Annotated in this window: 7 protein-coding genes; all 7 read left to right on the forward strand. The window is 69.0% G+C overall.

What is annotated here, in order from left to right; translation table 11 throughout:
- Positions 1-24 precede the first annotated feature (24 nt).
- The 7 genes from ND747_RS23595 to ND747_RS23625 all read left to right on the forward strand — a co-directional run bounded on the left by ND747_RS23595 (position 25) and on the right by ND747_RS23625 (position 11108).
- Positions 25-1542, forward strand: coding sequence for an MFS transporter (locus ND747_RS23595; RefSeq protein WP_251736376.1), 1518 nt, complete (start codon positions 25-27; stop codon positions 1540-1542).
- Positions 1543-1819: 277 nt separating this feature from the next.
- Positions 1820-3538 carry a carbamoyltransferase N-terminal domain-containing protein gene (locus ND747_RS23600; protein ID WP_251736377.1) on the forward strand — a complete coding sequence of 573 codons (1719 nt, stop codon included), beginning with the start codon at positions 1820-1822 and terminating at the stop codon, positions 3536-3538.
- A complete protein-coding gene (locus tag ND747_RS23605; protein ID WP_251736378.1) occupies positions 3535-4806 on the forward strand; it encodes a cytochrome P450 in 1272 nt (423 codons plus the stop codon). The genes ND747_RS23600 and ND747_RS23605 overlap by 4 nt, the downstream gene beginning before the upstream one ends.
- Entirely contained in the window at positions 4803-6539 is a 1737-nt protein-coding gene (locus tag ND747_RS23610) for a fatty acyl-AMP ligase (protein WP_251736379.1), read from the forward strand. The genes ND747_RS23605 and ND747_RS23610 overlap by 4 nt, the downstream gene beginning before the upstream one ends.
- A gap of 22 nt (positions 6540-6561) precedes the next feature.
- Positions 6562-6867, forward strand: a complete 306-nt coding sequence (locus tag ND747_RS23615) for an acyl carrier protein (protein WP_251736380.1) — start codon at positions 6562-6564, stop codon at positions 6865-6867.
- Entirely contained in the window at positions 6864-8132 is a 1269-nt protein-coding gene (locus ND747_RS23620) for a cytochrome P450 (RefSeq protein ID WP_251736381.1), read from the forward strand. The genes ND747_RS23615 and ND747_RS23620 overlap by 4 nt, the downstream gene beginning before the upstream one ends.
- 84 nt (positions 8133-8216) lie before the next feature.
- Positions 8217-11108, forward strand: coding sequence for a toll/interleukin-1 receptor domain-containing protein (locus ND747_RS23625; protein WP_251736382.1), 2892 nt, complete (start codon positions 8217-8219; stop codon positions 11106-11108).
- Positions 11109-11339: the final 231 nt, after the last annotated feature.

Genomic DNA, 11339 nt, shown 5'->3' on the forward strand with positions numbered 1-11339 from the left:
CCGCCGCACGGATGAGGAGCGCCGATGACATCGACGTCGCGGCCACCCGGCGTGGAAACGACACATGGTCCTGACCCGGTGACGTCGAACGGCCTGCCTGCCCGCCGGCGGCAGGTGGTGCTGGGGATCTGCTGTCTGAGTGTCTTCGTCGTCGCGATGGATGCGACGATCCTCAACGTCGGCCTGCCGTCGATCAGAAGCGACCTGCACGCCACCGACGCCAGGCTGCAGTGGACGGTCGACGCCTACAGCCTGGTGCTGGCAAGCCTGTTACTCCTTGCCGGCTCGATGGGCGACCGGTTCGGACGACGGCGCGTTTTCCGGACCGGTCTGACGCTGTTCTCCGTGGGATCCCTGTTGTGCAGCCTCGCGCCCGGACTCGGCTGGCTGATCGTCTTCCGGATGATCCAGGCGGTCGGCGGATCCATGCTCAATCCCGTCGCCCTGGCGATCATCACGAACACCTTCACCGATCGTCGGGAGCGGGCCCGCGCGATCGGCCTGTGGGCCGCGGTGGTCGGGCTCAGCCTGGCGCTGGGGCCGGTGCTCGGCGGACTCCTGATCGACACGGTCGGCTGGCGGTCGATCTTCTGGATCAACGTGCCGGTCGGAGTCCTCGCGGTGGCGCTCAGCGGCCGGTATGTGCCCGAGTCGAGGGCGCCGCGGGCCCGCCGCTTCGATCCCGCGGGTCAGGCGCTCGTTGCCAGCACCTTCGTCGCCCTCGTGTTCGCGATCATCGAGGCGCCGGACGCCGGCTGGACCGCCCCGCGGACGGGCGCCGCGTTCGGCGTCGCCGCGCTGGCCCTGGCCGGGCTGGTCTGGTGCGAGAAGCGACGTGCGGACCCGCTTCTCGATCCGCGGTTCTTTCGCAGCGCACCGTTCTGCGGGGCCACCGCCATCGCGGTCTGCGGCTACGCGACGATGGGCGGATTCCTCTTTCTGAACACCCTCTATCTCCAGGCGGTACGGGGCTACTCGGCCATGCACGCCGGCCTGCTCACGCTCCCGATGGCGGCGATCGCCGCGGCGACGTCGCCGTTCTCCGGACGACTGGTGGCCCGCCACGGCCCCCGCCCCGCCCTTGTCCTCGCCGGGATCGCGATACCGGCCAGCGGCGTCATCCTTCTCTCCTTCCTGGGCACCGGCTCGGGCCTCGCGCCGGTCATCTGCGCGTATGTGCTCTTCGGTGCCGGATTCGGGATGGTCAGTGCCCCCACCACGAACGTCGCCGTCTCCGGGATGCCGCTCGCCCAGGCCGGCGTCGCGGGGGCCCTCGCCGGTACCAGCCGACAGCTCGGCCTGTCGCTGGGCGTCGCCGTCTTCGGTTCGGTGGCCGCACACCACGGCGCGGGTGGTCCAGGGACGGCCACCATCGACCCGACCAGCGGCGCCCCCTGGTGGATCATGATCTGCTGTGGGTTGGCCATCGCGGCACTGGGCGTTCTGACCACCGGCCGCTGGGCGCAGGACACCGCTGCCCGCACCGCGGCGCTTCTCACCGCCCATCCGGCACCGACGCGGCGACCACCGGGACCGTCATGATGGCGACGCGCGACCGCGGACTCCGCGTCCTCCGGAGCGGATGAAGGTCGATCGATTGGAAGAATCTATTGTCGGTGCGGCCGAGCGAACCTGCACAGGCCTTCCGTGTAAAACACCGGCTGACCAGCGCAGTCGCATTTTTGATAGTCGAGGACAGATTCCTGTCGGCCGGTCGATGGCCAGTAGTCGAACTTGACAGTGCCCACTCGGCAATTTGAGAATGTGTAAAGACGCCAGTTCGGGCAGTCCCCCTCTTCAAAAGGGACGGACCTCTGTCATGAATGACATCTTCTGTGGACTCAAGCTCACTCACGACGGCTGCATGGCCGTGATCAGGAAAAACGAGCTGATCTTCTCGATCGAGGCCGAGAAACTGGAGAACCGGCCGCGCTACTCCCCGTTGAACACGTGGCGTGATCTCGTCGCGGTGCTCGACGGGCAGGGACTGCGGCCGGATGACCTGACATCTGTGGCGGTGGACGGCTGGGGGCGCACCGGCGGAGCGGACGCGCCCACGCTGCACGTGGTCGACGATGCGGGAAACAGCAGGTCGGTGCCGGTCGCCGCCTACCGTGATCAGCCCGGTACGGGTGCCGATCCGCTCAGCCGGCCGTTCGAGGCCGCCGCGCTGTTCGGCGACGGGCTGGTGAAGTTCCGCAGCTTCAGCCACGCGACCGACCACGCGCTGGCGAGCTACTGCAGCAGCCCGTTCGCCGCCCGGAACCAGCCCGCGCTCATCGTGGTGTGGGACGGCGGAATGGCGCCCTGCCTCTACCACTACGACCCGGCCCACCGGACACTGCGACCGCTGCGGTGGCTGCTGGATGTCCTGGGCGGTCTCTATCCCGTGTTCGCCACCCACCTGGCGCCGTTCCGCACCGGCGAGACGGCCCTCGACACGGATGTCCAGAAGCTGGAAACCGTGATCCTGCCGGTGTCCGGCAAGGCGATGGCCTACGCGGCGCTGGGAGCCCCGGACGACGAGGCCATGGCCGTCATGGCGGCCACCTCGGCCGCGCACCGGCCGGCCGATCTGGTGCGCATGTACGTGTGGAGCCGCACCGTGCTGCGCGAGCTGGCGCCCCGGAAGCTCTCCGACGCCACGCTGATCGCCTCGCTGCAGAAATACCTCGGCGATCTCCTGGCCGAATCCCTGGGGCGGTTCCTGACCGAACACCAGGAGTTCCGCCGAACCCCGCTCTGCCTGTCCGGCGGCTGCGCCCTGAACATCAAGTGGAACGCCCGGATCCGGGACTCCGGCCTGTTTCCCGACGTCTGGGTTCCGCCCTTTCCCAACGATGCGGGTTCGGCCATCGGTGCCGCCTGCGCAGAAATGATCGACCGGACCGGAAGGAGCGATCTGCACTGGTCGGTGTTCGCCGGTCCGGAGGTGCCCCCCGCCGGGGACCTGCCCGCGGGCTGGGCGTCCCGGCCCTGCACGCTCGACGAGCTGGCCGAGCTGCTCGCCGTCGAGGGCGAGCCGGTGGTGGTGTTGACCGGACGGGCCGAGATCGGGCCTCGCGCACTCGGGCACCGCAGCATCATCGCCCCCGCGACGGACGCCGGCATGCGGGACCGGCTGAACGACCTGAAACAACGCGCGTACTACCGCCCGGTCGCGCCGATCTGCCTGCAGGAGTCGGCGCCCGAGGTGTTCTCGCCGGGCACCCGGGACCCCCACATGCTGTTCGAGCACCAGGTCCGTCCGCAGTGGCGGGACCGGATTCCGGCGGTCGTCCACATCGACGCGAGCGCGCGGCTGCAGACGGTCGGCCCGGACAATCCCGCGATGTACGAGCTGCTGCTCGGCTACCAGCGGCGGACCGGGATACCGGTGCTGTGCAACACCAGTGCGAACCTCAACGGATCCGGGTTCTTTCCGGACGTCGCCTCAGCGCTGCGCTGGGGGAAGGTTCGGTACGTCTGGTCGGAGGGAACTCTCCTGCACTCCTCGGCCGGTCGATTCTCGGCCGGTCGATCCTTGGCCGGTCGATGACCGATCTCGGCGGGGTCTTCACCAGGCTGCCGGAGGTCCTGCGCGAGCAGCAGCCCTATCCGAGGCTCGCGCAGCTGCGGCAGGCCTCGCCGTACCTGGCCGCCGACGGCGTTGTCGTGGTCGCCAGGCACGACCACTGCACGGCGATCCTGCGTGATCCCCGCACGAGCAGCGATCGGGGCCGGGCCCGCATCTTCCGCGCGGACGTACGGCCGCCGAGCCGCCAGCTCGTCGATCTCGATCCGCCGGATCACACGCGGATCCGCCGCCTGGTGTCCCGGTCCTTCACGGCGCGCGCGATGGCACCGCTGGCGGGACAGGTTCGCCGAACGGTCCACGAGCTGCTCGACGCGGTGCCCGCTGGCGGCCCGTTCGACGTCATCGCCGATCTCGCCTCGCCGCTGGCGCTGTCGACGGTCTGCACCCTGATGGGAGTTCCCGCCGCGGACCACGAGCTGGTCGGCGGCTGGTCGCGCACGCTCTCGCGCGGGCTCTACCCGCTCCCGCTGGGCTCCGTCGACCCGGACACGACGAGGGCCGCCGCACGGGCCGGTGCGCGCATCCTCACCTACTTCAAGAAGCTGCTGGGCGAACCACGAGCGACGCCACCGGGGCCGGTACTCGCCGACCTGCTGGGCGTCGGTGAGCAGCGAACCCCGCTGGGTGAGAGCGACCTTCTGGGTGTCTGTGCGCTGCTGGTGAACGCCGGGTACGAGACGACGGTCGATCTCATCGGCAACGGCATCCGGGCGCTGCTGGAACATCCGGATCAGCTGGTCCGCCTCGCCCGCGACCCGAGCCTGGCGCCCGCCGTGGTGGACGAGGTACTGCGCTACGACTCGCCCGCGCAGATCACCACCCGGGTCGCCACCGCCGACCTGGACGTCGGCGGGCAGCAGATCGCCGCCGGTGACTTCCTGGTGCTCCTGCTCGGTGCGGCCAACCGCGATCCCGCGGTGTTCAGCCGGCCGGACGACTTCATCGTCGGGCGGCCGGAGCCCGCGGCGCACCTGGCGTTCGCGGCGGGCCCGCACTTCTGCCTCGGCGGCGGACTCGCGCGCCTCGAGGGCGCCGCCGCCTTCGAGGCGTTCGCCACCCGCGTGATCGAGCCGAGGCTGGCGTCGACGCCGGTCGACTACAGACCGACCCCGAGCTTTCGCGGCCCGGAGAGCCTCCCGGTCGGGTGCCGCGGTGTTCGCGCGGCACCGCCCGGAGCGGACGACATGGCGGCCGATCACCGGGTCGGCCCGGGAAGGAGACGAGGGTGAGCGCTGCGACCACGGCCACTGCGACCACGGCAAACAGCGTGGCGGGGGCCTTCCGGGAACGGGTTCGGGAGCACGGCGACCGACTGGCCGTCGCGCTCGTGCGTGACCCCGACGATCCGAGCACCACCGAGTCCTGGACCTACCGCCGCCTGCACGACGAGGCGAGCGCCGTAGCCGCGCACCTCGGGTCGCGCAGCCGGCCGGGGGACCGGGTCCTGCTGACCTACCCGTCCGGACCGGACTTCGCCGCGGCGTTCCTCGGTTGCCTCTACGCGGGTGTCGTCGCCGTCCCGGCGCCGTTGCCCGTGCGGTCAGCGCAGCAGAAGCGGCGGGTGAGCGCCATCGCGACCGACGCCGGCGCGGCGGTGGTCCTGGCCCATTCCAGCGACCGCGACGTGGTTGCGCAGTGGCTGTCCGACGAGGAGCTCGCGGGGATCGTCCCCGTGTTCACCGACATCCTGCCACCGGCTCCGGCGCACACCCCTGCCGCGCCGGAGCCCGGACCCGAATCCGTCGCCTTCCTGCAGTACACGTCGGGTTCCACCGGGGACGCGAAGGGGGTCGCGCTCACCCACGACAACATCCTGACCAATGCCCGGATCCTGTTCGAGATCACGGCGCTGCCGCCGGCGGAGATCCGCCTGGTCTGCTGGCTTCCGCTCTACCACGACATGGGGCTGATCGGGCAGCTTCTGAGCCCACTGCTCGTCGGCGGCACCACCTACCTCCTCGACCCCGCCACCTTCGTCCGCCGCCCCTACTCCTGGCTGCGCACCATCGACCGGTACCGGGCCACGGTGTCGGCCGCGCCGGACTTCGCCTTCGGCCTGTGCGTCGAGCGGATCAGCGACGAGGACGTCGCCCGGCTCGACCTGTCGAGCTGGACGATGGCGACCAACGGCGCCGACTGGCTCAACCTGTCGACGATGCAACGTTTCATCGACCGGTTTTCCCCCGCCGGTTTCCGGGCCGAGCTGTGCCCGGCGTACGGCCTGGCGGAGGCCACGCTGATCGTGGCCAGCCGGCGGGCGGGCACGCTGCGGGTGCTCGACGCGGACCGGGGTGCCCTCGACGCCGGTCGCTTCGAGCCCACCGGATCGGCCGAGGCCGCGAAAAAGATCGTCAGCTGCGGGCCGCCCCTCGAGATCGACCTGGAGCTCGTCGATCCGGACACGCTCACCCCGCTCCCGGACCACCAGGTCGGCGAGATCTGGCTGCGCGGGCGCAGCGTCGCCCTGGGGTACTGGGGGCGGCCCGACCAGACCCGCCAGCTGTTCCACGCGACGACGGCCGCGGGCGACGGGCCGTACCTGCGCACCGGCGATCTCGGTTTCCGCCACGACGGCGAGCTGTACGTCACCGGGCGGATCAAGGAGATCATCGTCGTGCGCGGACTGAAGATCTACCCACAGGACATCGAGTCGGCGCTGCGCGCGGAACTGCCCGACCTGGCGGGCGTCTCCGCCGCCTTCCGTCTGCCGGGCGCCGACGACGAACCGGACCGGGTCGTCCTCACCCACGAGATCAGGCAGGTCCCGACCGAACGTCTGCCGGAACTGGCCCAGGACGTCGTGCACCTGGTGGCCCGCGAGTTCGGTGCCCAGGTCGCCGCGGTGCTGTTCCTGCGGCCGGGCCAGGTGCTGCGGACCACCAGCGGAAAAGTGAAGCGCGTCGAGATGCGCGAACACTTCCTCGCGGGCACGCTGCGGCCGATCTACCAGCACACCCGTTGACCTCGATGACAGGAGACGACAGATGAGCACCAGGAACGAGGCGCGTGGCCGGCAGCAGGTCGACGCGGAACAGCTGCGTGGGTGGCTGGTGGCCCGGGCCGCCAGATACGTGCGGATGGACGCCGCGGACGTCGACTGCGACCTGGCGTTGTCCCAGTACGGCATGGATTCGGTGAGCGCGGTCGCCATCGCCGTCGACCTCGAGGACACCTTCGGGGTCGTGCTCGACGTCGACACCCTGTGGAAGTACCCGACCGTGAACCAGGTGGTCGAGATGCTGCTGTCCCTCCGGCCGGGCGTGCGCGACCAGCGGGAGGAACTCCGGTGAGTGAACCTTCGACGGCCGGTGGCGTCGTTGCGCGGCAGTGCCCGGTCGACACCTCCCTGCACAGTCGGCTCAGGTCCCCGGATTTCGCGGCGAATCCCTTCACCCCGCTCGGCGAGCTGCGCGAGCGCGGACCGGTGCACCGATGCGAGCCGCCCGGCTCATCGCCGATCTGGCTGATCACCCGGTACGCGGAGGGAGCCGCCGCGCTGCTCGACCGCCGGCTGGTGAAGGACCCGACGGCGGCCGGGCTGCCCGCGGGCTGGCAGCCCGGCGAGGGCACCTCCCAGCTCTGGTCACGGGATCTGGCGAGCAACGACCCGCCGCACCACACCAGGCTGCGCCGGCTGGTCGCCCGCCCGTTCACGCCGCGCCGGGTCGAGTCGCTGCGGCCCGGGATCGAGCAGGCAGCCCGGGACCTGCGTGAACGCATGGTGAAGCAGGACACCTTCGATCTGATCACCGATTTCGCCGGCGGCCTGACCACCGCCACGATCTGCGACCTGCTCGGTATCCCGGCCGGGGACCGGGAGCTGTTCCAGACCTGGGGAGACCGGTTCTTCACGGTCACCGTCCCGGGACAGGCCGACAACGACCTGTTCGTCGCGATCACCAAGTACTTCGCCAGGCTCATCGTCCGCCGGCGCGAGGAGCCGCAGGACGACCTGCTCAGCGCCCTGATCCGGGACACCGGCGAGGACAGGCTCGACGGCCACGAGCTGATCTCGATGGCGGCGTCGCTGCTGATCACCGGCCATGAACCGGGCGTCCGGCTGATCGGCAACGCGTTGTACCTCCTGCTGCGCCGGCCCGAGCAGGTGCAGGCGCTGCAGGAGGACCCGACCCGGATCCCGGCCACCATCCGGGAGGTTCTCCGGTTCGACAGTCCGGCCCTGACCTCGCTCGTCCGGTTCGCCGCCGAGGACGTGGAGCTCGGCGACGTCGTGATCCGTCGCGGCGACGCGGTGCTGGTCTCCCTGGTCGCGGCCAACCGTGACCCGGCCAGGTTCGCCGATCCCGACGAGTTCCGGCCGTCGCGCGACACCACCGGCCATCTCGGGTTCGGCCTTGGTATCCACTTCTGCATCGGCGCGCAGCTGGCCCAGCTGGAGGCGGAGGTCGCGCTGCGCGAGCTGCTGCCGCTGCTCCCTCATCTCCGCCTGGCCGTCCCGGTCGACGACCTGCGCTGGCACCCGGGTCTGCAGATGTACGGCATCCGCGACCTTCCGGTCCGGATGGCGGGCGCCGAGTCCGGCACACCCGGATAGCGCTCACCGGCCGCATCCGGAGCGGTCATCGTCGTCCGTCTGATGCCCGGGTCCCGGCTGAAACGGGTCCTCCGTGACCCTCGGGTGGTGCTTGCCAAGGCCCAGCGCGCCGAGCAGGCTCGCCAGGTCGTCAAACTCCGCCTACGTGACATCGAGTGGCCCGAGCACGACTGGCTCCAACCGCTCGTGTCGACCAGATCGAGGTGCGTGCATGTCACGCACGATAGACAACACGCCGGACTGTTGGTGCAGGCCCGGACACGGTGTCAGGATGGTGACGAAACCATCCATACGGGGGACGCCGTGCCTGCACCATACGTCGGATTCGTGAGCTATGCCCGTATTGACAACACTGCAGATAACGGCAGCATCACGAATTTCAGGGAGGCGCTCGAGAGGAAGATGAGCCAGCTGGCGACAAGGAAGGAGCGAGAGGCCTGGGAAAACTTCAAAATCTTCCAGGACATCAACATCGAAAGCGGAGCTGATTGGAGTGATGAGACCGACTCCGCACTGGACAAAGCGACCTTCCTGCTGCCCATAATCACGCACAACTTCTTCACCAGCGACTACTGCTGGCACGAGGTGAATCGCTTTCTCGACCGGATCACCACTACTGGCTCGGGCATTGTCGTCCCCATCGAATGGGAAAGTGATCTGGAGAGGCCCGCGGACCCGGAGCGGCGCATCCTTCTGGACAGGCTCTACGGGAGCCAGAAAGTGGAATGGGGTCATCACCGTTTCGACTTGACACGTCCCGGCGCGGTCGAGGCGCTTGAAGCGTTGGCCAGACGTCTCCTGCTGGAGATGAGACTCCCGGCCGCACAACCACCCCGGTCCCTCGACGGCGACCTCGACGAGGTGATGCGGGAGACCGCGAGAAGTATCCGGATTCTTCCCACTGATACGGATGTGGTCGACCTGGCGAACCTGCTCGTCGACGCGCTGCGCGACATGGCCTACCTGCCGGAGCAGGGCGACTCCAAGGAAGTCTCGGTCCTGCGAGAGATGACGCAGTTCCACCTGGGTCAGCCGTTCTCGCACCTGAGACAGTCGGCTACTGCCGACACGGTCTACCCGTCGAAGGTGGCTGCCGTGTTGCCGCCCTTCGTGGCGAACTTCCAGACCCGCACGCGCGAGGTTCTCCAGCAGACGGTCGGAAAGCTGACTCAGGCGAAGGACTCGAAGCAGGTCACGGCCTGCCTGTTGAAGGCGATCGACGATGTGTACCGGCGGCGCCCTTTCCCCTTGTCGGAGGACGCACCTCCCGCCCTGCCGGATCTGCGGGACGCGGTCGAGGCGACGCTCGAGGGGCTGGCCTCGCCGCCGTCCCGCACATCGCCTCCCCCCCTCGACGGCTCTTACCTCTGGGTGTTGCTCCGCCCGGTCGGCGAGGCGGTCGAGAAGATCGGAGCGCGGCGAGAGGTAGATCCCGGCGCCGCAGCGGACGCGCTGCGCAGGCTCGCCGTCGATCGCCCTTTCGAGGACCTCGTCGCCGAGATGGGTGGACTCGACGACGAGCGGGTCCGCGCCGAGATCCTTCTTGCCGCGGTGATGAAGCGCGAGCCCGCTGAGGTCGCCGAGTTGCTGGCGGGTCTGTGGGGAGACGGACCGGCGGCCCCGGACCACGCGGTCGCGGGAGCGTTGCAGACGTTCGTCCACCGGCAGCTGGCCGACGAGATCAATATCTTCCTGCGTGCGCTCCGCAACAGGAACGGCGCCACGGCCCTGGCCGACGAGGCCCTGGCCGAGTTCACCCGAAGGACGTTCTCGCCAACCTACAACGTCGAGACGGCCGAGCTCTACGTCCGCCTACGCGCCCCCGAAGGCGGGTCCACGGCAGAGGCCGTCATGCTGCTCTACCGAGCGCTGACTTTGGCGATCAAGCGGGACGGTGACCGCGAGGCGGGCAGCGCGCCGGCCGCGGTCAGGAATCTGGTCGACATCCTGCGCGACCGACACCCCGGCCCATCGGTTCTGGAGCACTGGGTCAGAAACCTGCCGAGCCTCACCGACGTCACACCGGGCGACAAGGCGGCCGTCGTCGCCTACCTCATCGACAAACTGGGGGACACAGCCGGTTCGCTCACCAGGATCGTCGGTCAGGAGCTCCCGTTCGACCACATTCACCAGATCTACGGCAGGTGCAATCTTGCGGAAAGGCGAGTGGAGATCCGCCGGTACGTCGCTTCCCGCGATGTCGGTGCAGAGGGAGCTGCCGCGGAACTGGCGTCCATAGCGACGGCCTGGAAGAAGGAGAAGGCCCTCGGAGATACCTGGGAGCTGCTGGTGCCGGATATTGCCAGGCTATGGTCTTTTCCTCCCCGTCCGGTCGCCGAACTTGTCGTTCTTTCGGACCTGGTGTCTGACCGGGAAATCAGGAAATCCCTGTGGGGCGCGGCCAGCGAGTCCACTGAGGGCCGTTCGCCCGAAGATCTCGCGATTATCCTGAAAAACCTCGCTGTCGCGCCGAAGAAAGCCGTCCAGGAAACCTTTGCTCGAGCCGTCGTCGATATTGCGGTGGAAACCGAGTCCGCCGACCCGCTGATGAGCTACTTCGCGACGCTTCGCGAGACTCCGGGAGTTGAACAGCGCAGATATGATAAGGCTCTCGATGCCGTCAGCGACGAGCTGGCGGCGGTCGGCGCCAGGCGGCACCTGTCGGCTCGGCGTGTCATCGGGATCGCCCTGCCGTTGTACGTCCCGAAGCGGCCGGGGATGACGAGGCTGGAGATAGTGAAACTCGGCGAGACCATGCTCCGGAAGTTCCTCGCCGCCGGTACTGGCAGGACCGCGGACGACGTTGTCGCCGTCGTTACGGCGCTCCAATCCGAGGGCGTGGACGAGGGCGACCGGTGCCGCCTTCTCCGTTCGACGGTACGTGCCTGGGCTCAGGATGCACAACGCCAGGAGGTCGCAGGAAGCCTGCGCCCGAATTTCGATCGCGAGGCGGACGTCGTCGCCAGGATTCAGTGATCGCGCAAATACGCCATTACTGTCGCCACCATCCTGCACCGACCGGCGCCACGAACGTCGCCGCAGGGACCGGCCACCACGCCCACCGATCCGAACACCCACCAGAGACAATCAAGAAGATTGTCTGCTAGCCGGTGGCTTTGCCGGAGTGCTCAGAGCTTGTCTCATGTGGGGTGTGGGAGTTTCTTCCAGCAGGTGATCGCGGCGGCCAGGCAGAGGAACCCGAGGAAG

Origin of the sequence: Frankia sp. R82 (genome assembly GCF_023716925.1) — a bacterium.
GTDB lineage: Bacteria > Actinomycetota > Actinomycetes > Frankiales > Frankiaceae > Frankia.